Genomic DNA, 21493 nt, shown 5'->3' with positions numbered 1-21493 from the left:
GTTTAGCAATAAGGCCAGTTACGACAGCTGCTTGGGGGAGGCAGGTCGGCCGATTTGGCTTTATAACTTCGTTTGGAAGAGGCCTTGTTAAACAAATCGGCCAAGTTTTGTTCCTTGATACCCCCATTGTCGGCCAGCTGATCCGCGGAAGGACGTGCCGGTTTTGTGGTCGGAGCCTTGCGTTTGGCCACTGTCTGTTCGGGTTTCGGGCTTTGCTTGGGCTCTTCGGCTTCGACATAGAGTGTGCAATTGTCCATCTGATTGTCGTAAGCGTAGGCTTGGTTTTTGACCTTTTTTGCCACCCGCTTCAGCCAGGGTTTTTTGTTGTAGGTGCCGCGGTTGAAGCCGCCCTGGCCTTCGTGGTAAGCCAGATACAGATTGTAGGTGTCGTTTTTGGACACGCCGGAACGGTGATAGGTCTGGTGGTTGTACCAGCCGATGAAGTCCATGGCGTCATAGATGTCGTTACGCTGCCCGTTGAAGTTGCCGGTTTTCTGCTTGTATTCCTCCCAGGTGCCATCCAGCGCCTGAGAGTAGCCATAAGCGGAAGAAATGTGTCCGACCGGAACCCCGCCGACGTATTTCATGCGTGGACGGGCTTCTGATTTGAATCGTGATTCTTGATGTACGATGGCGAGCAGGATATTGGCCGGTGTGCCCCATTTCTGTTCGGACAGCAGCGCGGCTTTTTGATAGTCTGGGCTGGCACGCGTAATCGAACAGATGTTGTGGCTGACCTGACTGACGTCCGGTTTGCTGGTTTGAGTGGTGGAACAGCCAGACATCAAACTGATGGCGCCCCCCAGGGACAGAGCGGCAATAAGCTTGCCTAATTCCTGATGTGACATGGTTTGCCTCGTGTGTGAGTAACGACAGCGGTCTGGCCTCCGCTGCCGAATGATCAAAATCATTATGTGAGGTCTTTTGCCTCTTTTTATTTTTGCTGGCTTCTGTTGAGCCTTGTATTTTCTATAACGACGCCTGGCGAATTTTCTTTAGTGAAGCCAGCTGTTTTTATGAAATGGTGTCTGCTTTAAATTTTAATCTATGAGTATTTTTCCGATTTTAATTTACATATTTTTCTGAAGGTCAGCTTATACTCGGCCTCGAAGGTTTCGCACTTTCACTTCATGTTTTTTGTTTCTGTTTCGTTTTGACATTTTCAGGTCCATAGGCTCAGCGGTGGGTCTGTTGCAATCGCTTTGATCAGATCGGTTCGGGTGACAATGCCCACAATCGCATCCTGCTCGTTGACAACTGGGACGGCTGTCAGGCCGTAGTCAGCCATGACCTTGGCCACGCGCCGCACATCGGTAATGGGGTCGGCGCTAATCACATCCTTGATCATCACATCGTCGATGGTACGGTCCGGCAAACTAAAAATGTTGGTGCCGTCGGTGGAGATCACATGCATCAAATCCACCAGCGTCAGCAACCCGACCAGAAAATGTTTTTCATCGATCACCGGCAGTTGGGTAAAGCCATGGTTTTGAAACAATTGAAAAGCGGATTCAATGGAAGTGTGAATCGGCAGCGTGACCACAGGGTGGCTCATTACCTGGTTTACATGCAACACCGGTTCCCGCTCATTGCGGTGAATCATGTTTCGATAGGCTTGCAGTCCTTTGGGCGAAGGAACTTCGTTGGAAGACACGCCTTGAATGATCAGGGTTTCATCTTTGGCCACGTCCTGCTGAAAGCTGGGTGCCTCGGTCGCATCCGGCTGTTTGATACGGCGGAGTTCTTCAAGACTGTTACGGAACGATCGCCCCTGAATGTTGTATATGGCAAACACCTGTCACGACCCCTTTATATGCTTAACGTAGGTGGTTTTATTCTCAATCTGGCAGTCCTTCGAACTCAAACCATACGGCGATAAACCTGCCAAATCTAACCTTGCTGATTCTTTCTGATTTATGGCTCATTCAACATAAGCGTTTAAATCTTGCGTGCTTCATTGTTCTTGCGCCCTTAACAATGAATGAGTTAAGACTCCGGCCAAAATCACCATGTCTCATTTATTGCACCATCCCTTAAAGATACACGAAAGTCACAGCAAATTGGTTGGTTTTTTGTGCTCATGGCTGAAATTAGCAGACGCCGTCCTGCCATTTTCAGTGCATCCATGCAAAAAACCCATGGGGGTGCTATAATTTTCGTTTACTTTTTTTGGTTCAATCAAGGGCGTTATCAATGGAGCTCAATCCAATTTATCAACAGATTAAGGACTTCCGGGAGCGAGGCAGTTCGCTGAGGGGGTATCTTTGACTTTGACCAGAAGCAGGAACGCTTAGAGGAAGTCGCCCGCGAGCTGGAAGATCCGGATGTCTGGAGCAATCCAGACAAGGCGCAGGCTCTGGGCAAGGAAAAGTCCCATCTGGAATCGGTGGTGGAGGTCTTGGCCGATCTGGGCGAATCCCTGCAGTCGGTGGAAGAACTGCTGGAGATGGTCGAGGCCGAAGACGACGAGGAAATGGCCGACGAGGTCCGAGACGAAATGCGTCGGCTGGAAACCCTGCTGGAGAAGCTGGAATTTCAGCGCATGTTCTCGGGCGAAATGGACGCCAACAACGCCTATCTGGACATTCAGTCCGGCTCCGGCGGCACCGAAGCCCAGGACTGGGCCAATATGCTGTTGCGCATGTATTTGCGTTGGGCCGAGAGCCACGGCTTCAAGGCCGATTTGCTGGAGGCTTCGGACGGGGACGTCGCCGGGATCAAAAGCGCGACCATTCACATTCAGGGCGATCATGCCTTTGGCTGGCTGCGCACCGAAACCGGTGTGCACCGTCTGGTGCGCAAGTCGCCGTTTGATTCGGGCAACCGTCGCCATACCTCGTTTGCGTCGGTGTTTGTGTCGCCTGAGATCGACGACAGTTTTGAAATCGACATCAATCCGGCGGATTTGCGGATCGATGTTTACCGCGCCAGCGGGGCCGGTGGTCAGCACGTCAACCGGACCGAATCGGCGGTGCGAATCACCCATTTGCCCACCAATACGGTGACCCAGTGTCAGATGGGGCGCTCCCAGCACCAGAACAAGGCCGAGGCGATGAAGCAGTTGCGGGCCAAGTTGTATGAGCAGGAATTGCTCAGCCGCAATGCCGAGAAACAGGCAATGGAAGACAACAAGTCCGACATTGGCTGGGGCAGTCAGATTCGTTCTTACGTGCTCGATTCCGGGCGGATCAAGGATCTGCGTACCAATGTGGAAACCGGCAATACCCAAGCGGTGCTGGACGGCGATCTGGATCAATTCATTGTGCCCAATCTGCAGGCCGGGGTCTGATATTGACCAGGCCTGGTTAAAAAAGCATTGCGTCTGCGCAAACATCACACCAACGTTTTAAAACATGACAGGAAAAGGTATGGCAAACAACAATCAGGCCGAGAAACCCGAAGTGGACGAAAACCAGATCATCGCGGAAAGACGCGCCAAGCTGCAGAATCTGCGGAAAGCCGGACAGGCTTACCCCAATACGTTTCGCCGTACTGATGTGTCAGTAGACTTGCATGAAGGCTATGATGCTTTGAGCAAAGAGGCACTGGCCGAGGCCGAACCGGTTCAGGTCAAAGTGGCCGGGCGCATGGTGCTGCGCCGGATCATGGGCAAGGCCAGTTTTGCCACCTTGCAGGACACACACGGGCGCATTCAGATTTATGTGACCCGCGATGAGTTGCCGGAGGGCTTTTACAACACCCAGTTCAAAAAATGGGATCTGGGCGACATCGTGGGCGCGGAAGGCACGCTGTTCAAAACCAATACCGGTGAACTGACGGTGCATGTCACCCACATTGAATTGATCACCAAGGCGATCCGTCCGCTGCCGGACAAGTTCCACGGTCTGCAGGACCAGGAAGTCAAATACCGTCAGCGTTACATTGACCTGATCGTGAACGAAGACAGCCGCGACACCTTTATGCTGCGTTCAAAAGTGGTTCAGCATGTGCGCGAGTTCCTGATCCGCGAAGGGTTTATGGAAGTGGAAACGCCGATGATGCATGTGATTCCGGGCGGGGCCACGGCCAAGCCGTTTGCCACCCATCACAATGCGCTGGACATGCCGCTGTATCTGCGGATTGCGCCGGAGCTGTACCTTAAGCGTTTGCTGGTTGGCGGATTTGAGCGGGTGTTTGAGATCAACCGCAGTTTCCGCAATGAAGGGTTGTCCACACGCCACAATCCTGAATTTACCATGGTGGAGTTTTACGCTGCCTACACCGATTACACCGAATTGATGGACGCGACCGAGCAACTGCTCAAAGAGCTGGCCGAGTTGACCCAGGGCACGTCGCAAGTGCATTATCAGGGCGAGATTTACGATTTCGGCAAACCGTTTGCGCGGATGACGCTGAAAGACGCGATTTTGAAATACAACCCGGATTTGACCGAAGCCGATCTGGCCACGCTGGACGCGGCCAGAGCCGTGGCGGAGCGCCTGAAAATTCAGGTGGATGGCGAGGCCGGTCTGGGCAAAATTCAGACCGAGATTTTTGAAGAAACCGCTGAGCATCAGCTCAAAGATCCGACTTTCATTACCGAGTACCCGGCCGAAGTGTCGCCATTGGCACGCTGCAATGACGCCGATCCGTTTATCACCGATCGTTTTGAGCTGTTCATCGGCGGGCGTGAACTGGCCAACGGCTTTAACGAGTTGAACGACGCCGAAGATCAGGCCGCGCGTTTCCGCGAACAGGCCAATGCCAAGGACGCGGGCGACGAAGAGGCCATGCATTACGACGAAGATTACATCGTCGCCCTGGAGCACGGTATGCCACCGGCCGCAGGCGAAGGCATCGGCATCGACCGTCTGGTCATGCTCTTCGCCGACAAGCCCAGCATCCGCGATGTGCTGCTGTTTCCGCATATGCGCCAAGCCTGATCAGGTTCGACCGCGTCGTATCGTGTCGTATCTTCTTAAGCCGCAAGATGGCGGTGTCGCGGTGCCATGAAAAAAGCCGCCATGACCGAACAAAGTCATGGCGGCTTTTTTGCGTCTGGCGGTTGTCGGATCAATCTTCCGACAGGATGTCGTAGGGCAGGGGTTCGATCGTGGCAGGCTGGCCAGCTTCGGTTTTGAGCGGGGCCAGGGCCGATTCCAGCGGTTTGAGGGTGGTGATGGCGAGACAGACTTTGCCGTCTTCAATGTCTTCGGCGGCATTGATCAGGGTGAATTTGTAGGCTTTGTCGTTCTGGTCCAGCAGTTTGAACGTCTCGCCGGGTGCCAGTTCGGCTTGATTGTCTTTCAGGTGCAGACGCACCATGCGTTTGGTGACCTTGCCGCGAAAATGCAGGCGGGCGATCACTTCCTGGCCCGGAAAACAGCCTTTGCGGAAGTTGATGGCATCAAGCTTGTCCAGATTGAGAAACTGGGCGATGAACTGGCCTGTCGTGGCTTGGGCCAGACGCGGCAGGCCGCTGACCACATCCAGCAACTGCCAGTCGGCGTCATTGGTGGCTTCGCCGTTGCCGGTCAGAGCCTGCCAGAGGGTTTGTGCATGGTCCGGCGGGGCCACGAACAGATAGCGGTGATAAGGCCCCGGCACCTTGATGCCGTAACTGTCGGGCAGGTCATGCAAAGGATGGGTCTGATACAGGTCTTTGATTTTGGTGTCGAGCAGACGCTGAATGTTCAGGTCGGCAAACTCCCCGGCATAGCCAATTTGGACCAGTTGGTCACTGACGTCTTCGATCTCGACTTTGGCCCGCAGCTTGTACATGTTCAGGCGTTTGACCACGTTGTCGGTGACGTCCGGGTCGCAGTGCAGATACCAGGCCTGGTCAATTTTGAAGACGGTAAACAGCGCCAGCAAATGGCCTTGCGGGTCGCAGTAGCCGCTGAGCTGGGCGTGTTCTTCGCTCACGTTTGTCAGGTCGTTGGTCAGCTGTCCCTGCAGAAAGTCAAACGCTTCTTCGCCGCTGAGGCGGATCAGGCCTTTGTGGGCCAGACTGGCACGCACCGGGCCGTGCTTGACCATGATTCGTTCCAGCTCGGGCTGACCCCAGCTGGTGACCGCGCCCTGATCGTTGAGCGTGGCGCCCTGTTCCTGTAAAAACGTCTGCCATTGTGGGTGCATAGTGGTTCCTTTGTTTCTGTCGTAATTTCTGACTGATTTGGTATGGAATTTGGTTATTATACCTGAGGTCACAGGTCCGGGGTAAGGGGCGGGTTGCAAGACCAATAATTACTGACATGGCACCGGAATATCCATTACAATTCAAGGTCATGAAATCCTTGTTACCTGTTATTCTTTTTATTTTCTGCGTTTCCCTGTTTTTTGGGGAAAAAAGCTGGGCACAGACGCCTGCCGATTCCGAAAACGGTCCGGTTGCGTCATCGTCACAAACGCAGGCATCCTTGCCTGAAACCGGCATGACCGCTGGGCTGGAGCCATCGAGTTACATTTCGCAGATCATCCTGTCGCTGATTTTCATTCTGCTGATCATTTTTGCCAGCGCTTGGCTGTTGAAACGTTTCGGGCGGGTTCAGGGCGTGGCCGGTGAAGCCATGAAAGTGCTGAGCGTGATGAGTGTGGGCCAGAAAGAGCGCATTGTGCTGATGCAGGTGGGCGATCAGCAGTTGCTGGTAGGGGTGACCACAGCCAAAATCACTTTGTTGAAAGAACTGGAGACACCGATTGAGGTGGCCACGCGTTCGAGCCTGCCAAGCGGGGCCTTTGCCAATCGGTTGCAGGAGGCGTTGAAACGCACATCGGCCAAACCAAACAAAGGGAGCGGCCAATGAGTGCAGAGACCAGTGCACAGAAGCGCCGGATGGCGCTGCCCGGCTGGGCGCGGGGCTTGTTCTGGTTCGGCCTGTTGGCGCTGGTGCCGGTGAGCATGTTGTTGTGGTCGGTTCAGGCCTGGGCCGAACCGGGCATTCCGGCGTTTACGGTGGAAACCGACGCCGACGGCAATCAGGACTATACCCTGACCATGCAGATACTGCTGCTGATGACGGGGCTGACTCTGTTGCCAGCGGTGCTGATTGCGATGACGGCGTTTCTGCGAATCATTGTGGTGCTGGCGTTGTTGCGCCTGGCGCTTGGGACACAGCAGACACCGTCCAGTCAGGTGTTGATCGGGCTGGCGCTGTTTCTGACCCTGTTTATCATGTCCCCGGTGCTGGAGCGGATATACGAGACGGCGGTGTCGCCGTATCTGGAAGAGGAAATTCAGTTCGTGGAGGCGATTGACATTGCTTCCAAGCCGATGCATCAGTTTATGCTGCAACAGACCCGGCAGGACGATCTGGGCATGTTTGCCGAAATGGCGGAGGTGACTCTGACCGAGCCGTCGGAGGTGCCGTTCAAGATTCTGATTCCTGCATACATGACCAGCGAACTTAAGACCGCGTTTCAGATCGGGTTCTTGATTTTTATTCCGTTTCTGATCATTGATCTGGTGGTGGCGACGCTGCTGATGTCGATGGGGATGATGATGCTCTCGCCCATGATCATCTCGTTGCCGTTCAAGATCATGCTGTTTGTGTTGATTGATGGTTGGGCGTTGATCATGGGCACGCTGGCCAACAGCTTTGTGGTGTCTGGCGGGGGCATTTAGGTGAGGGTTCTGAGATGACACCGGAAACCGTTCTCTCAATTGGGCAACGCATGCTGGAGCTCATCTTTATGCTGGCCGGTCCCTTGCTGATTCCGGCCCTGTTGGTGGGGCTGCTGGTGGGCATGTTTCAGGCGGCCACGCAAATCAACGAGATGACGCTGAGTTTTATTCCCAAAGTCGCGATAGTGGGGGTGGTGCTGGTGTTGCTGGGCCCCTGGATGCTGGACAATCTGGTGTCTTTTACCCGTGAGCTGTTTTTGAACATCCCCAACTTCATCGGTTGATGCGATGACGCCGGCCAAACATTACCAGGCCTGGTCAAAAAGGGATTGGCGCGTATGACTTTCAGCTATGACGAATTCCTGCAGTTGCTGGGCTTGTATTTCTGGCCGTTTGTGCGCATTTCCGGTATGTTGTTGATGGTGCCTGTGTTCTCGGGTGAATACGTGCCGGTGCGGGTTCGGCTGATGCTGGCGGTGTTTATTACCCTGGCGGTGGCACCGGCCATGAATCTGCCGCCGCCGGTGAGTCCGTTTACCCTGCACGGGGTGATGCTGATTGTGCAGCAGGTCGGCATCGGAGTGGCCATTGGTCTGGTGTTTGCAGTGGTCTTTCAGGCTTTTATCGTTGCCGGGCATCTGGCCTCGATGGCCATGGGGCTGGCGATGGCGTCGATGGTGGACCCGGCCACCGGTGTCAATACGCCGATCATCGGTCGCTATTTCACGATTATGGCGACCCTGTTGTTTCTGTTGCTCAATGGTCATGTGTTTGTTTTTCAGGCCGTGGTCAGCAGCTTTGAAACCCTGCCGATCGGGACGACCTTTTTCAATCAGGACAGCCTCAAGCTGTTGTACGAGTTCGGCTCGCAAATGTTTACCTACGGGGTGGCGATTGCCCTGCCGCTGGTGACAGCATTGCTGCTGGTCAATATTTCCTTCGGGGTCATTTCCCGGGCCGCACCGGCGATGAACATTTTTGCGGTCGGTTTTCCGATCACCTTGATGGCGGGTATGGTGATGCTGATTCTGATCACCCCGCTGCTGTTGCCGAATTTGCAGCACCTGATTCACGCCAGTGATCAGGTGCTTTCACAATTACGTTTAAGCCAACCTTGACAGGACTTTAAGCTGGATGGCCGAAAACCAGGACGGAACCGAAAAAACCGAAGAACCCACCGAAAAGAAGCTGCGTGAAGCCAGAGAAAAGGGCGACGTCGCCCGTTCAAAGGAGCTTACCACGTTTGTGATGACATTCGGGGCGGCGGTGTTTCTGTATCTGTTCGGTGGCGACATGCTGGTCAAGTTTGAAGGCATTGTCAAAAAAGGTCTCAGTTTTGATCGGGCCCATGCCTACGATTTCGGCATGCTCTCCAATCGCGTCATTGGCATGGTGATCGAATCCCTGTGGATGATTGCGCCATTTCTGCTGTTGATGGTGTTGATCGCCATTGTCTCATCGGCCCTGTTGGGCGGGTGGAACTTCAGCACTCAGGCCATGTCTCCGAAAATCAGCAAAATGAATCCGCTCAGCGGGCTCAAGCGCATGGTGTCAATGAATGCGCTGATGGAGTTTCTCAAGGCTTTTGCCAAATTCACTCTGGTGTCGATCGTCGCGGGCTTTTTGCTCTGGTATTCCTATCAGGAGGTGCTGTCTCTTGGTGCCGAACCCTCCAAACAGGGGTTGGCCCATGCCGGACAGTTGATTACCGAAGCCTTTATCATTGTGTCCCTGGCACTGCTGGTGGTGGCCGCAATTGATGTGCCGTTTCAGATGCATCAGCACATCACCAAGCTCAAAATGACCAAGCAGGAAGTCAAGGACGAGCAGAAACAGCAGGAGGGGAGTCCGGAGGTCAAGGCCCGAATCCGTCAGGTGCAGCGCGAGACCGCTCAAAAGCGGATGATGCAGCAGGTACCGGAGGCGGATGTGGTGATCACCAACCCCACCCATTTTGCCGTGGCACTGAAATACGAGGCCGACGAAATGTCCGAGCCGGTGGTCATGGCCATGGGCTCGGACTTTATGGCGGTGCAGATACGGACACTGGCGCAGGAAAACGACATTCCCATTGTGGAAGCCCCGCCCCTGGCGCGCGCTTTGTACTATAATGCCGAAGTGGACCGTCCGATTCCCTATGACTTGTTTAAAGCCGTGGCGACGATTCTGGCTTATGTCTTTCAGCTTAAGGAAGGCAAGCCCACGCAGTCGGTGGATTTTGACAATCTGCCGATTCCCAATGCCATGCAAACGGCGGCACCGCCTTCAACTGACACCGACCGGATGACGTAAAAAGACCCTAAATGGATTTTCAAGCAATTTTAAAAGAAGTGATCGCATGGTTTAAACGGGGCGTTGGCGTTCCGGTGGCCATTATGGCGCTGCTGGCAATGGTGGTGGTCCCGCTGCCGCCGTTCTTGCTGGACGTGTTTTTCACTTTCAATATTGCTTTGTCGCTGGTGGTGTTGATGGTGGCACTGTATGCCGCCCGTCCGCTGGACTTTGCGGTGTTCCCGACGATCATTCTGGTGGCGACGCTGTTCAGGCTGGCGCTCAATATTGCCTCGACCCGGGTGATTCTACTGGAAGGCCATACCGGCGCCGGGGCGGCCGGTAACGTGATCGAAGCCTTTGGTGCCTTTGTCATTGGCGGCAATTTTGCCGTGGGCCTGGTGATTTTTGCGATTCTGGTGGTGATCAATTTTGTGGTCATTACCAAAGGGGCTGGCCGGGTGGCCGAAGTCAGTGCCCGTTTTACTCTGGATTCGATGCCCGGTAAGCAGATGGCGATTGACGCCGATTTGAACGCCGGTCTTATCAGTCAGGAAGAAGCGCAGTTGCGTCGGCAGGACGTGACTTCCGAGGCCGATTTCTACGGTTCGATGGACGGTGCCAGTAAATTCGTGCGCGGGGACGCCGTTGCCGGGATTGTGATTCTGTTTATCAACCTGATCGGCGGGTTTGCGATCGGCATGGGTCAGCATGCTATGGCATTTGGTGAGGCGGTGGAGGTTTATACGCTGTTGACGCTGGGGGACGGGCTGGTGGCCCAGATCCCGTCCTTGCTGCTGTCCACGGCCACGGCCATCATTGTGACCCGGGTTTCCACCGACAATGACAAAAAAGACATGAGCCAACAGGTGCAGGCGCAGATGTTTGCCAATCCCAAGGCGCTGGGCACCACGGCTGGCATTGTGGCCGTGTTCGGGATGATCCCGGGTATGCCCAATGTCGCATTTTTGACGTTTGCCGCCATTGCCGGGGGCGGTGCCTATCTGATTCACCGCCAATCCAAACAACCCCCGCCACCGGAAGAACTGCTGGGCGAATCGGAGGATGAGGATGACAATCAGGCAGCGGAGTTGAGCTGGGACGATGTGCAGTCGGTGGACATTCTCGGGCTGGAAGTCGGCTATCGTCTGATTCCGATGGTGGACAAATCACAGAACGGTCAGTTGCTGGAACGGGTCAAGGGGGTGCGACGCAAGGTGTCGCAGGAACTGGGCTTTCTGGTGCCGCCGGTGCACATCCGCGACAATTTGGATTTGAAACCCAATGAATATAGAATCATGCTGATGGGGGTGGCCTCCGGTGAGGGTGAGGTGTTCCCGGACCGGGAGCTGGCGATCAATCCCGGTCAGGTGTATGGCGAAATCAAAGGCACGGCCACCAAGGACCCAACCTTTGGACTGGATGCCGTCTGGATCGATCCGGCGGATCGCGAACAGGCGCAGGCACTGGGTTACACAGTGGTGGATGCCAGTACCGTGGTCGCCACTCACATCAGTCAGGTGATTCAGGATTTCGCACCGGAACTGCTGGGTCACGACGAAACCCAGAAGTTGCTGGACAAGCTCAAGGAAGTCTCGCCCAAACTGGTTGAGGAGTTGATTCCGGATCGCTTTTCTCTGGCCGGTCTGGTGAAGGTCTTGCAGAATCTGCTGGCAGAAAAAGTCTCGATTCGCGATCTGCGCACCATTCTGGAGGCGCTGACCGAAAAGGTGTCCGCGACCCAGGACCCATCAGAACTGACCATGTTTGTGCGTTCGGCATTGGGCCGTTCCATCGTGCAGAATATTGTCGGTTCCGCCGATGAACTCAAGGTGATCACATTGGAGCCAAGCTTGGAACAGTTGTTGCTACAGGCTGCACAGGGTGCCCCGGAAGGGCAGCTGGCGATTGAACCGGGTCTGGCAGAGCGTTTGCATAATACGCTCAAAGACGAGGCCCAGAAGCTGGAAATGGATGGCCAGACCGCCGTGCTGCTGGTGGCGCCGCAGATACGCGCCCAGTTGGCACGCCTGTTTCGATACAGCCTGTCAAATTTGCAGGTGCTGGCGTATTCGGAGGTGCCAGAAAACCGACGCATCAGTGTGGTGGCCAATGTGGGGCAGGGAGATTAAATGAAACTCAAACGCTATCTGGCCCCGACCATGCGTCAGGCAATGGCGTTGGTGCGAGACGAATTGGGCGATGACGCGGTGATCATGTCCAGCCGCAAAACCGATTCCGGCGTGGAAGTGGTCGCCGCCATCGACCCGGAAGCACAGGCTTACAATGCGCAGCCCAAGGAAGAACCGGCGGCGCGCAGCAGTTATTATTCGCCCGAGTACGCAGGGCAGGCCAATGCCATGTCCAGTTCAGGCGGCCCCGAAATTCAGAAAATGGCCGATGAATTGCAAGCGGTCAAACAGATGCTGGAAAACCAGCTTTCCGGATTGGCCTGGAGCCAGTCTGAAACCCGAGAGCCGGAAAAAGTGGCGTTGATCAAACGCCTGGTGAAGCTGGGACTGGGCTGGAAGCTGGCGCAACGACTGTCCGATGAAGCCCTGGCGTCAGGCAATTCTGACCAGGCCTGGTCAAATGTGCTGGCTCAGATTGAGCAGGAAATCCCGGTGGACTCAAGGGATGTGATTGAAAAAGGTGGCATTGTCGCACTGGTTGGGCCGACCGGCGTGGGGAAAACCACCACCATTGCCAAAATGGCCAGCCGTTTTGTGATGCGCAACAGTGCCAGCCAGATGGCGCTGGTGACCACGGATTGCTACAAAATTGGCGCTCAGGCGCAATTGAAAACCTTTGCCGATTTGCTGGGTGTGCCGGTGCATGTGGCCAACTCGCAGGGCGAGCTTTACAACCTTTTGAGCTCACTGGCGGGCAAAAAGCTGGTGTTGATTGACACCGCCGGCATCAGCCAGAAAGACATCATGCTGTCGCAGCAGTTCACCAAAGAGCAGCCGGGTTTGAATTCGATTCGCAATTATCTGGTGATGTCGGCGGCGACACAATTGAACGTGATGCAGGATGTGGTTCGCGCCTTCGGTCAGGTCGGATTGCATGGCTGCATTCTGACCAAGGTGGATGAGGCCCTGCAGTTGGGGCACATCATAACGGTATTAATCGAACACCGGTTGTCGGTGTCGTATTTGTCGGGAGGACAGCGCGTGCCAGAAGATTTGGAACCGGTAAAAGTGCGGGATCTGGTCGATAAGGCGATTGTGCTGGGCCAGCAGAACACGCAAATGGACCCGGACGATGCGTTCCGCCTGGGATTGGGCCGGGAGATCACCGATGCACAATGATCAGGCCGCCGGCCTTCGAGCCATGCGTTCGGCCAGACAGGCCGAAGGGCCGCAGCAAGCAGCAACACAGCCAAAGGGGAAAAAGGTGAAAAAGGACAAGCCAGTCAGAGTGCTCGCCGTCGCCAGCGGCAAAGGCGGTGTGGGCAAAACCAATGTCTCGGTGAATCTTGGGGTGGCGCTGTCCAAAATGGGCAACCGGGTGCTGTTGATGGATGCCGACATGAGCCTGGCCAATGTGGATGTGATGCTCGGACTGCAGACTCAGTACAATCTGTCGCACGTTCTGGACGGTGAGAAAACCCTCAAAGACGTCATGGTGGATGCCCCGGGTGGTCTGAAAGTGATTCCGGCGGCTTCCGGGGTCAAGCGGATGGCGCAATTGACCCCCGCGGAAAATGCTGGAATAATTAATGCCTTTGATGAAATCGACGGTCTGCTCGACGTTCTGTTGATTGATACCGCAGCCGGCATCGCCGACAGTGTGGTGAGTTTCTGTCGGGCCGCGCAGGAAGTGGTGGTGGTGGTCACGGACGAACCGGCTTCCATGACCGATGCCTATGCGTTGATCAAAGTGCTCAGCCGCGACTACGAATTGACCCGTTTTCAGCTTCTGGCCAATATGGCCAAGTCTGAAAAACATGGCAAAATGCTTTATGATAAGTTTTCGCAGGTGTGTGAACAGTTTCTGGATGTGCGCATTCAGTATCTGGGCACCATCCCGTTCGATACCGATTTGCGGGAGTCTGTTCAGAAACAGACGCCCGTCACCCTGGCCAAGCCGATGAGCGAATCGGCCAAGGCCTTCCGGGATCTGGCCCAGAAGATCAGCAGCTGGCCGGTTCCGACAGGGGTGACAGGCTACTTGCAGTTTTTTGTTGAACGTTTGTTTCAGGCAAAAGCCGACTGAAGCGTTCTGTATGCAGCGCGTAATGGGGAAGAAGGGTTTATGACAGGCACCCAGGTTTATGCCAAGTTTCAACAACAGGCCGCCGGTGAACGTGCGGTCATCGAAATCGAGCCGTATCTCCCCCTGGTCAAGCGCATTGCCTACCATCTGAAGGGGCGTTTGCCCGACAGTGTGATGGTGGAGGATTTGATTCAGTCCGGCATCATCGGGCTGATGGAAGCGGCCCAGAAATTCGATGCCAACCAGGGGGCCACCTTCGAAACCTATGCGGGCATCCGCATTCGGGGATCGATGCTGGACGAAATCCGAAAAGGGGACTGGACACCCCGGTCCGTGCATCGGAAATCGCGTGATGTGGCCGAAGCGATCAACCAGGTGGAATCGCGTCTGGGACGGGAAGCCCGCGATGAAGAAGTGGCCGAGCAACTGGGTGTGTCTTTGGGCGATTATTACCGCATGCTCCAGGACACCAATTCAGCGCAGTTGCTTTCGATTGATGAACCGGATCACGACGACTTGTCCGAAGAGCGCATTGTCAACCACAATAAAACGCCAATTGGCGAGCTTTCGGAAGCCGGGTTTCATCAGGCCCTGTCGGATCAGATTGCCAACTTGCCGGAAAAAGAAAAATTGGTGATGGCGTTGTACTACGACGAAGAATTGAATTTGAAGGAAATCGGCCAGGTACTGGATGTGAGCGAGTCCCGCATCAGTCAGATTCACAGCCAGGCCATCAAGCGACTGCAGTCGCGATTGAAAGATTGGATTTAATTGGATTTAATTGGATTTAAAAACGCAATGGCGGCTGAAGCGACTGGCTCAGTCTGTCGAATACGATTTGAGGAAGCACCATGCAAATAGATCGCAATATGAATATCCTGGTCGTGGACGATTTTTCGACCATGCGCCGCATCGTTAAAAACCTGTTGAAAGAACTGGGCTTCAGCAAGTTCGATGAAGCGGATGATGGCGCGACCGCATGGCCCATGATTCAAAGCGGCAAATACGATTTCATTGTCAGTGATTGGAACATGCCGGAAATGACCGGTATTGATCTGTTGCGCCATGTACGCGCCGATGAAAAGCTGAAAGGCACGCCCTTTCTGCTGATTACGGCCGAAGCCAAACGTGCCCAGATTCTGGAAGCGGCCGAGGCGGGTGTGGACGGCTACATTGTTAAGCCTTTTACCGCCGCCACGCTCAATGGCAAAATCGAAAAAATCTTTGAACGTGTCGCCGAACGCAAAAAGGCGGCAGGTGGGTAAGTGACAGTGCCCGGTCAGGATCACAGATAAATACATAGACAGTGGAAAGGGTCTGCCCAATGGGTCAGGCCCTTTTTTGGTTTCAGGGAGAGGACATGAAAAACATCAAACCCAAACAAGTCAAAACCTTGCTCAAAGCCTTGGAAAAAGAGGATTACGATAAGGCCTCTGAGATGCTGGATGCGATTGTGGCCAAACGCAACGAATCCTTGATCGAAGGCGTCGAGGAAATTGCCCAGAACCTGCACGACACCCTGGAAAATTTCGGTCAGGATTCGCAGCTGTTGCAGGACACCAAGCATGGGCTGCCGGATGCGACCGAACGTCTGGAATACGTGATGCAGACCACCGAAGACGCCAGTAACAAAACCCTGAACGCCGCCGAGAATATGATCGGTTTGCTGGAGTCGATCGAATCCCAGACCTCGGATGAAAAAATTGCCGCCTATCTCAAACAGGCGCACGCTGAAATGACCGAAATCATGACCGCACAGTCGTTCCAGGATTTGACCGGTCAGGTGCTGAATCGTGTGATTATGCTGGTGACCAGCCTGGAAGCGTCGTTAAAGGATTTGATCGAGCGTTCCGGTCTGTCTCTGGAGGCGATTCCCGAACCGGCGCAGTCTGATGCCGAGCGCAAGGCCCAGCAAGAACGCGGTATGGGCCCCAATGTGACCCGTGACGGCAAAAAAGACACGGTGGGCTCTCAGGATGACGTGGACGCCATGCTGGATGACCTGGGGATTTGATTGAAAACGGTGTCATGGCATGTGCTTTGCTTATCTTTGCTTAAAGCAAATTCGTATCGTGTCATAAGTTTGACAGAGTGATTCTGTCCAAGCCTGGGAGTTTGTCGGACTGAGGTCCGACCGTCCTGGCCGGCCGCGAAATCAAAGAGGGTTGTCACAGTGGATGAGGAAATACTACAAGATTTTCTGGTAGAAGCCACGGAGCTGATTGAAGGACTGGATGAGCAGTTAACCGAGTTGGAGTCTTCGCCAGACGATTCCGATTTGCTGAACGCTGTGTTCCGGGGGTTTCATACCATCAAGGGCGGTGCCGGTTTTCTGGGCATCAAGCCGTTGGTGGAGTTGTGCCACCGTGCCGAGAACGTCTTTGACAAAATCCGTAACGGTCAACTCGAATACGATCACCATGCTTCCGATGTGATCATGCGCGCGTTTGATGAAATCAGTGATTTCATTACCCAGCTCAATGATGGCGTACGTGAGTTTGACGACGAATCCAATAAAACGTTGATCGACGAACTGGATCGATTGCGAACCGGCGACACAGACGATGCGGCGCAAGAACCCGCCGAAGACGCCTCCGGTCAGGGCGGGTCTGCCGAATCGGGCGCGCCCAAACTGGAGCTGCCGGAAGGCGTGGACCCGGAAGGCGAAATCACGGATGACGAATTCGAAGCCTTGCTGGCGCAGCGTGATCAGTTGGCCCCTCAGGATGGCGAAGACGAGTCCGGCAAAAAATTGCAGTTGCCTGAAGGTGTGGACCCGGAAGGCGAAATCACCGATGACGAATTCGAAGCCCTGCTTGAGCAGCGAGATTCGATCGAAGGCCAGGGCGAGGCCCCGAAAACCGAGGCACCGGAACCCGCCCCTGCCCCAAAACCCGAGAAGAAGCCTGAGCCGGCTCCGGCGAAATCAGCCAAACCCGACAAAAAGCCTGACGACAACAAGGCCGATGCAGGCAAAGACAAACCCCATAAGGCGGCGGCCGAATCCACGGTACGGGTGGACACCCGACGTCTGGATGAGATTATGAACCTGGTGGGGGAACTGGTGCTGGTGCGCAACCGCTTGCTGACCCTGCGGGGCAGTGATGACGAAACCGCGGAAGAACTTTCCGGAGCCGTCGGCAATTTGGACCATGTGACCACGGATTTGCAGGCCTCGGTGATGAAAACCCGCATGCAGCCGGTCAAGAAGGTATTTGGCCGTTTTCCACGGGTGGTGCGGGATTTGTCGCGCAAACTGGGCAAAGCCATCAACCTGGAAATGAAAGGCGAAGACACGGATCTGGACAAGAACCTGGTCGAAGCTCTGGCCGATCCGTTGGTGCATCTGGTCCGAAACTCGGTGGACCACGGCATTGAAATGCCGGATGAACGTGAGGCCGAGGGCAAATCCCGTGACGGGACCATCATTCTGGCGGCGGAGCAGGAAGGCGATCACATTCTGCTGTCGATCACCGATGACGGCAAAGGCATGGACCCGGACAAATTGCGCGCCAAAGCGGTGGAGAAAGGGGTGATGGACGAAGTCACCGCCAATCAGCTGGATGACAAATCGGCGTTTGAACTGATCATGGCCGCCGGTTTTTCCACGGCCGATCAGGTCAGTGACATTTCCGGCCGCGGGGTGGGCATGGACGTGGTCAAGAACATGATCACCAAACTCAATGGCAGCATTGACATCCATTCCGCCGCGGGCGAAGGCACGCGCATCAGCATTCGAGTGCCCTTGACCCTGGCCATTTTGCCGACCCTGATGGTGGCGTTTGAAGACGACAGCTATGCGATTCCGCTGACCAGTGTGCAGGAAATTTTTGATTACGACGGCAATCAGATCAATAAGATTGACGGCCAGATGATGGTGCGCCTGCGGGAAAAAAGTGTGCCATTGCTTTATTTGAAGGACTGGCTGAATCCCGGCTGCAGCAAAGACGATTTTTCCGGCGACAAGGTGGTGATCGTTTCGATCGGCAATCAGTATGCCGGTTTGGTGGTGGACCAGGTTAACGGGCAGGAAGAGGTGGTGATCAAACCCCTGGGCGTGATGATGAAACATCTGGAAGGCTATGCCGGTGCCACCATTACCGGCAATGGCAATATTGCCCTGATCCTGGATTTGCCGGGCGTCTTGAAACGTTTTCAGTTTTAGAGGAGGACACGCATGAGTGTTGCCACGAAATCCGCTACGGCCGACAGTACCAGTAACCTCGCGTTGGATGGCATGCTGGACGAAGAGGGCCAGTATTCCGGCCCCAGTGTCCGTTGCGTGCTGTTTGAGCTGGACGACGAAGTCTATGGCATCAATGTGAAAAAAATCCGTGAAGTCTTGCGGGTGGGTCACATTCGTCAGGTTCAGGGCGCCGATCCGACCGTTTTGGGCGTGATCAACGTGCGCGGCGTGATCGTGTCGGTCATTGACACCCGCATGACTTACGGGCTCAACACCAAACAGCCCGATGACCTGTCGCGGATCATCATTGTTGAACTGGACGAAGACAACATCGTCGGCATGCTGGTCGACAGTGTGATGGAAGTCAAAGACATTCCCGAAAAACAGTTCGAACCCATGTCTTCCACCAAAGAAAATGCCTCACGCTATCTGCAGGGCATAGCCCATTATCAGGGCGACGTCATCATTCTGATTGACGTCGACAGCATGTTTGCCGGGGCGGTCGAGTAAGATCGTGTAAGAGGCGATGGTCTTTTTTACCAGGCCTGGTCAGTTTTGCCTTCTACTGGTTCAGGACACTGGGGCGTAATGGCCCTGGTGGCAACCTCAGTGTTTCAGTGTCTGGTCGTCCTGACCGGAAAACATCGCTTCAATGTCTCCCAGATCAAACCGTTCGTGGAAGTTGCACACCTCGTTGTGGACCACGATTTCGCCTTCCTGTTCAATGATGCGTCGTGCCTCCGTTTCGCCCAGTGAACGGATCATTTCCTTGACTTTTTCCCGGTCTCGCGGGCATTCGTAGGCGACCTGAGACGGGTCATACAAGCGCACGGTTTCTTCATGAAACAAACGGTGCAGCAAAGTTTCGGCCGGCAGGGTCAGCAGCTCTTGTGGTCCCACCGTCTCAGACAGGGCGGCAATCCGCTCCCAGCCATCGGCGTCCTGCGCATCCGTATCAGGCATCTTCTGGATCAGAAGCCCGGCAATGTTGTGGGCATCGGCGGCCAGCCAGAGTCTGGAGGCGAGTTGATCGGACTGGCTCAGGTAATGGGTAAAGCACTCGGCCACCGTATCGCCCTGGCGGGTCACAAACGACTGGAACAGTTTGTCGGTGAGGCTGTTTTCCAGCGTGATCATGATCTGGCCGTCGCCCAGCAACACTTTCATCCCACTCTGGTCATCGCTGAGAGTCTCACGGGTTTTGGCCACGCCTCGAACCTGCAGTTGATCGGTGACTTCCACCATCAATAAATGCACCGGCCCCTTGCCCTGTACCTGAATCGTCAAGCGACCGGGGTGTTTCATGTTTTTGGCCAGCATGATCGCCACGGCGGTCAGCTCTCCCAGTAAGGTCTGCAAAGGCTGGGTGTAATGGCGATCTTCGATCATGGCTTGCCAGGCCTGGGCAACGTGCAGATGCTGGCCACGGATATTGAGGTCTGTGAACAGAAAATTGCGGGTTTGATCCATGATAACGTCCTCGTGTTTCAGAGCCGGTATGTGCGCCTTCAGGCGCTTTGCGCGGCCCGTGCCTGGCGATCTGCGTGGTAGGAAGAACGGACCATTGGGCCGGACGCCACATGGGTAAAGCCCAGTTCGTAACCGGTTTTTTCAATGGCCTGGAAGTCTTCTGGTGTCCAATAGTGGGCCACGGGCAGGTGAAATTCCGAGGGTTGCAGGTACTGGCCCACGGTCAGCATTTCCACGTCATGCCGGCGCAAATCGGCCATCACTTCGTACAGTTCTTCCAGGGTTTCGCCCAGTCCTACCATCAGGCCGGATTTGGTCATGCAGTCGGGCACGCGCTGCTTGAATGCTTTGAGCAGGCTCAGTGATGCCTGATAGTCCGCGCCGGGACGGGCCTCTTCATAGAGTCTGGGCACCGTTTCCAGATTGTGGTTCATGACATCGGGCGGAGCGAGTTCCAAGGTGTTCAGGGCCACGGTCAGGCGACCGCGAAAGTCCGGTACCAGGGTTTCAATGGTCACATCGGGGGCGGTGTGGCGAATGGCTTCAACGCAGTTCTGAAAATGGCTGGCGCCGCCGTCTCTGAGATCGTCCCGGTCAACGGAGGTGATGACCACGTGTTCCAGCCCCATGGCCTGAATGGTGTCGGCCAGGTGTTGGGGTTCATGGGTGTCCAGCGGCTGAGGACGACCATGCGCCACATCACAGAAAGGGCATTTGCGGGTGCAGATCTGGCCCATGATCATAAAGGTGGCGGTGCCGTGACCGAAGCATTCGCCCAGGTTGGGGCACGAAGCTTCTTCGCAGACGGTGTTGAGCTTCTGTTCGCGCAGTATGGTTTTGAGGGCTTTGACTTTGCCAATGTGGCGGGCCGAGGGCAGTTTGGCCTTGATCCATTTCGGCTTTTTCAGTCTGGGCTGAGTGGGATCGGGCTTGTGTCTCAGGGACTTGGTTTTGTATTCGCCCTTGCTCATGGCCTGATTGCGGGCTTTGAGACCGCTGATGGAATCGAGGGAAATTTCCTGATAGTTGGATGCACTCATAAACGCTTTTCTGATCGTCGCTAAAAGATCGATTATAGGGGATGCAAAGGCCTTTGGAAACCATAGAATCCCATCGTTGTCAGCCCTGGCTGTCAGATGGGGCTATCAGAGTGATGGGTTTTCAGTCTCTGGATGAGCGTTTGTGCCAGTTGTTCGGCCGCCTGTTTGAATCCGGGCAGGCCTGCATGTGAGTGTTCCTGACAAACCTGAGTGACGGGGGTTTGGCTCAGACCGCAGGGGGTGATGGTCTGAAAAGGGGTGAGGTCCATGTCGTAATTCAGGGCCAGGCCGTGATACGTTCGGCCACGTCGGACTTTCAGTCCCAGTGAGGCGATTTTGGCTTCACGAACGTACACCCCGGGGGCCTGGTCGCGTGTGTGCGCTTCAATGCCCAGTTCGGCCAGAAAATCGATCAGGGTCTGTTCCATCAGTGCGACCAGTGCCCGAACCCCGAGTTGGTGGCGCTTGAGGTCCAGCAACAGGTAACACACAATCTGCCCCGGTCCGTGATATGTGACTTGACCGCCACGGTCGGTCGGCACAATGGGGATGCCGCTGTCATACGCCTGGGGCAGAATGTGGGCATCACGGCCGTTCAGTCCCTGGGTGTACACAGGCGGATGCGACACCAGCCAGAGTTCGTCCGCTGTCTGGTCGTCCCGACTGTCGGTGAAGGCCTGCATGGCCTGCCAGGTGTTCAGATAGGGCTGTTCGCCCAGCGTTCGGACATGAATGGCAACCATG

At 55.1% G+C, this 21493-nt stretch carries 21 protein-coding genes; 15 read left to right on the top strand and 6 right to left on the bottom strand.

Annotation, left to right across the window (positions count from 1 at the left end; all coding sequences use genetic code 11):
- Window positions 1–2: 2 nt before the first annotated feature.
- Window positions 3–848, bottom strand: coding sequence for a transglycosylase SLT domain-containing protein (locus A377_RS11605; protein ID WP_019894413.1), 846 nt, complete (start codon window positions 846–848; stop codon window positions 3–5).
- Window positions 849–1162: 314 nt separating this feature from the next.
- Window positions 1163–1795: a CBS domain-containing protein gene (locus A377_RS0101860; protein WP_019894412.1), complete on the bottom strand. Its 633-nt coding sequence runs from the start codon at window positions 1793–1795 to the stop codon at window positions 1163–1165.
- A 398-nt stretch (window positions 1796–2193) separates the two neighbouring features.
- Between A377_RS0101860 and prfB the strand changes: the two genes are divergently transcribed.
- Window positions 2194–3289 (top strand): peptide chain release factor 2 gene (gene prfB, locus A377_RS0101855; RefSeq protein ID WP_096777465.1). Its coding sequence is split into 2 segments (ribosomal slippage): window positions 2194–2265 and window positions 2267–3289, totalling 1095 coding nucleotides; the frame shifts between segments, so codons are not numbered across the junction.
- A 79-nt stretch (window positions 3290–3368) separates the two neighbouring features.
- Entirely contained in the window at window positions 3369–4883 is a 1515-nt protein-coding gene (gene lysS, locus A377_RS0101850; RefSeq protein WP_019894409.1) for a lysine--tRNA ligase, read from the top strand.
- 130 nt (window positions 4884–5013) lie between these two features.
- Here lysS and ygfZ read toward each other — a convergent pair whose 3' ends face one another.
- The gene (ygfZ, locus tag A377_RS0101845; RefSeq protein ID WP_019894408.1) at window positions 5014–6078 is read right to left on the bottom strand and encodes a CAF17-like 4Fe-4S cluster assembly/insertion protein YgfZ; all 1065 of its coding nucleotides are present in this window, start codon (window positions 6076–6078) and stop codon (window positions 5014–5016) included.
- A 149-nt stretch (window positions 6079–6227) separates the two neighbouring features.
- Here ygfZ and fliO point away from each other — a divergent pair, with 149 nt between their 5' ends.
- From fliO to A377_RS0101780, 13 genes are all read left to right on the top strand, one after another.
- On the top strand, window positions 6228–6746 hold the full coding sequence (gene fliO / locus A377_RS11600; RefSeq protein ID WP_245546752.1) for a flagellar biosynthetic protein FliO: 519 nt from the start codon (window positions 6228–6230) through the stop codon (window positions 6744–6746).
- Complete coding sequence (gene fliP / locus A377_RS0101835) at window positions 6743–7564, top strand: flagellar type III secretion system pore protein FliP (RefSeq protein ID WP_019894406.1); 822 nt, start codon at window positions 6743–6745, stop codon at window positions 7562–7564. Before fliO ends, fliP begins: the two co-directional genes overlap by 4 nt.
- Before the next feature lie 14 nt (window positions 7565–7578).
- Window positions 7579–7848, top strand: a complete 270-nt coding sequence (fliQ, locus tag A377_RS0101830; protein WP_028485180.1) for a flagellar biosynthesis protein FliQ — start codon at window positions 7579–7581, stop codon at window positions 7846–7848.
- Window positions 7849–7902: 54 nt separating this feature from the next.
- Window positions 7903–8682 (top strand): flagellar biosynthetic protein FliR, encoded by a 780-nt coding sequence (fliR, locus tag A377_RS0101825; protein WP_019894404.1) that lies wholly within the window; start codon window positions 7903–7905, stop codon window positions 8680–8682.
- A gap of 16 nt (window positions 8683–8698) precedes the next feature.
- The gene (gene flhB, locus A377_RS0101820; protein ID WP_019894403.1) at window positions 8699–9856 is read left to right on the top strand and encodes a flagellar biosynthesis protein FlhB; all 1158 of its coding nucleotides are present in this window, start codon (window positions 8699–8701) and stop codon (window positions 9854–9856) included.
- Between the two features lie 11 nt (window positions 9857–9867).
- Window positions 9868–11967, top strand: coding sequence for a flagellar biosynthesis protein FlhA (gene flhA, locus A377_RS0101815; protein WP_019894402.1), 2100 nt, complete (start codon window positions 9868–9870; stop codon window positions 11965–11967).
- Window positions 11968–13146, top strand: a complete 1179-nt coding sequence (flhF, locus tag A377_RS0101810; protein WP_019894401.1) for a flagellar biosynthesis protein FlhF — start codon at window positions 11968–11970, stop codon at window positions 13144–13146. It abuts the gene before it with no gap.
- Window positions 13136–14053, top strand: a complete 918-nt coding sequence (locus tag A377_RS0101805) for a MinD/ParA family protein (RefSeq protein WP_028485179.1) — start codon at window positions 13136–13138, stop codon at window positions 14051–14053. Before flhF ends, A377_RS0101805 begins: the two co-directional genes overlap by 11 nt.
- A gap of 39 nt (window positions 14054–14092) precedes the next feature.
- Window positions 14093–14824, top strand: coding sequence for an RNA polymerase sigma factor FliA (locus tag A377_RS0101800; RefSeq protein WP_019894399.1), 732 nt, complete (start codon window positions 14093–14095; stop codon window positions 14822–14824).
- Window positions 14825–14904: 80 nt separating this feature from the next.
- Window positions 14905–15318, top strand: coding sequence for a chemotaxis response regulator CheY (locus A377_RS0101795; RefSeq protein ID WP_083919060.1), 414 nt, complete (start codon window positions 14905–14907; stop codon window positions 15316–15318).
- Between the two features lie 95 nt (window positions 15319–15413).
- Window positions 15414–16067, top strand: coding sequence for a protein phosphatase CheZ (locus A377_RS0101790; RefSeq protein WP_033422924.1), 654 nt, complete (start codon window positions 15414–15416; stop codon window positions 16065–16067).
- A 159-nt stretch (window positions 16068–16226) separates the two neighbouring features.
- Window positions 16227–18218, top strand: coding sequence for a chemotaxis protein CheA (locus A377_RS0101785; RefSeq protein ID WP_019894395.1), 1992 nt, complete (start codon window positions 16227–16229; stop codon window positions 18216–18218).
- Window positions 18219–18230: 12 nt separating this feature from the next.
- Window positions 18231–18749, top strand: a complete 519-nt coding sequence (locus tag A377_RS0101780; protein WP_019894394.1) for a chemotaxis protein CheW — start codon at window positions 18231–18233, stop codon at window positions 18747–18749.
- Window positions 18750–18845: 96 nt separating this feature from the next.
- Here A377_RS0101780 and hslO read toward each other — a convergent pair whose 3' ends face one another.
- The 3 genes from hslO to lipB all read right to left on the bottom strand — a co-directional run bounded on the left by hslO (window position 18846) and on the right by lipB (window position 21492).
- Entirely contained in the window at window positions 18846–19709 is an 864-nt protein-coding gene (hslO, locus tag A377_RS0101775; protein ID WP_019894393.1) for an Hsp33 family molecular chaperone HslO, read from the bottom strand.
- 38 nt (window positions 19710–19747) lie between these two features.
- A complete protein-coding gene (gene lipA / locus A377_RS0101770) occupies window positions 19748–20749 on the bottom strand; it encodes a lipoyl synthase (protein WP_019894392.1) in 1002 nt (333 codons plus the stop codon).
- Between the two features lie 92 nt (window positions 20750–20841).
- Window positions 20842–21492, bottom strand: coding sequence for a lipoyl(octanoyl) transferase LipB (lipB, locus tag A377_RS0101765; RefSeq protein ID WP_019894391.1), 651 nt, complete (start codon window positions 21490–21492; stop codon window positions 20842–20844).
- Between the last annotated feature and the right edge of the window lies 1 nt (window position 21493).

The sequence above is a fragment of the Hydrogenovibrio halophilus DSM 15072 genome (genome assembly GCF_000384235.1).
GTDB classification, from domain to species: Bacteria; Pseudomonadota; Gammaproteobacteria; order Thiomicrospirales; family Thiomicrospiraceae; genus Hydrogenovibrio; species Hydrogenovibrio halophilus.
Note: the sequence above shows the minus strand (reverse complement) of the source record. Positions and strands in the feature narration are given on the sequence as shown.

What these genes read in the sequence shown, in the direction of transcription:
- A377_RS11605 (WP_019894413.1), bottom strand. Translation starts at nt 848, where the DNA reads ATGTCACATCAGGAATTAGGCAAGCTTATTGCCGCTCTGTCCCTGGGG.
- lysS (WP_019894409.1), top strand. Translation starts at nt 3,369, where the DNA reads ATGGCAAACAACAATCAGGCCGAGAAACCCGAAGTGGACGAAAACCAG.
- ygfZ (WP_019894408.1), bottom strand. Translation starts at nt 6,078, where the DNA reads ATGCACCCACAATGGCAGACGTTTTTACAGGAACAGGGCGCCACGCTC.
- fliO (WP_245546752.1), top strand. Translation starts at nt 6,228, where the DNA reads ATGAAATCCTTGTTACCTGTTATTCTTTTTATTTTCTGCGTTTCCCTG.
- fliP (WP_019894406.1), top strand. Translation starts at nt 6,743, where the DNA reads ATGAGTGCAGAGACCAGTGCACAGAAGCGCCGGATGGCGCTGCCCGGC.
- fliQ (WP_028485180.1), top strand. Translation starts at nt 7,579, where the DNA reads ATGACACCGGAAACCGTTCTCTCAATTGGGCAACGCATGCTGGAGCTC.
- fliR (WP_019894404.1), top strand. Translation starts at nt 7,903, where the DNA reads ATGACTTTCAGCTATGACGAATTCCTGCAGTTGCTGGGCTTGTATTTC.
- flhB (WP_019894403.1), top strand. Translation starts at nt 8,699, where the DNA reads ATGGCCGAAAACCAGGACGGAACCGAAAAAACCGAAGAACCCACCGAA.
- flhA (WP_019894402.1), top strand. Translation starts at nt 9,868, where the DNA reads ATGGATTTTCAAGCAATTTTAAAAGAAGTGATCGCATGGTTTAAACGG.
- flhF (WP_019894401.1), top strand. Translation starts at nt 11,968, where the DNA reads ATGAAACTCAAACGCTATCTGGCCCCGACCATGCGTCAGGCAATGGCG.
- A377_RS0101805 (WP_028485179.1), top strand. Translation starts at nt 13,136, where the DNA reads ATGCACAATGATCAGGCCGCCGGCCTTCGAGCCATGCGTTCGGCCAGA.
- A377_RS0101800 (WP_019894399.1), top strand. Translation starts at nt 14,093, where the DNA reads ATGACAGGCACCCAGGTTTATGCCAAGTTTCAACAACAGGCCGCCGGT.
- A377_RS0101795 (WP_083919060.1), top strand. Translation starts at nt 14,905, where the DNA reads ATGCAAATAGATCGCAATATGAATATCCTGGTCGTGGACGATTTTTCG.
- A377_RS0101790 (WP_033422924.1), top strand. Translation starts at nt 15,414, where the DNA reads ATGAAAAACATCAAACCCAAACAAGTCAAAACCTTGCTCAAAGCCTTG.
- A377_RS0101780 (WP_019894394.1), top strand. Translation starts at nt 18,231, where the DNA reads ATGAGTGTTGCCACGAAATCCGCTACGGCCGACAGTACCAGTAACCTC.
- hslO (WP_019894393.1), bottom strand. Translation starts at nt 19,709, where the DNA reads ATGGATCAAACCCGCAATTTTCTGTTCACAGACCTCAATATCCGTGGC.
- lipA (WP_019894392.1), bottom strand. Translation starts at nt 20,749, where the DNA reads ATGAGTGCATCCAACTATCAGGAAATTTCCCTCGATTCCATCAGCGGT.
- lipB (WP_019894391.1), bottom strand. Translation starts at nt 21,492, where the DNA reads ATGGTTGCCATTCATGTCCGAACGCTGGGCGAACAGCCCTATCTGAAC.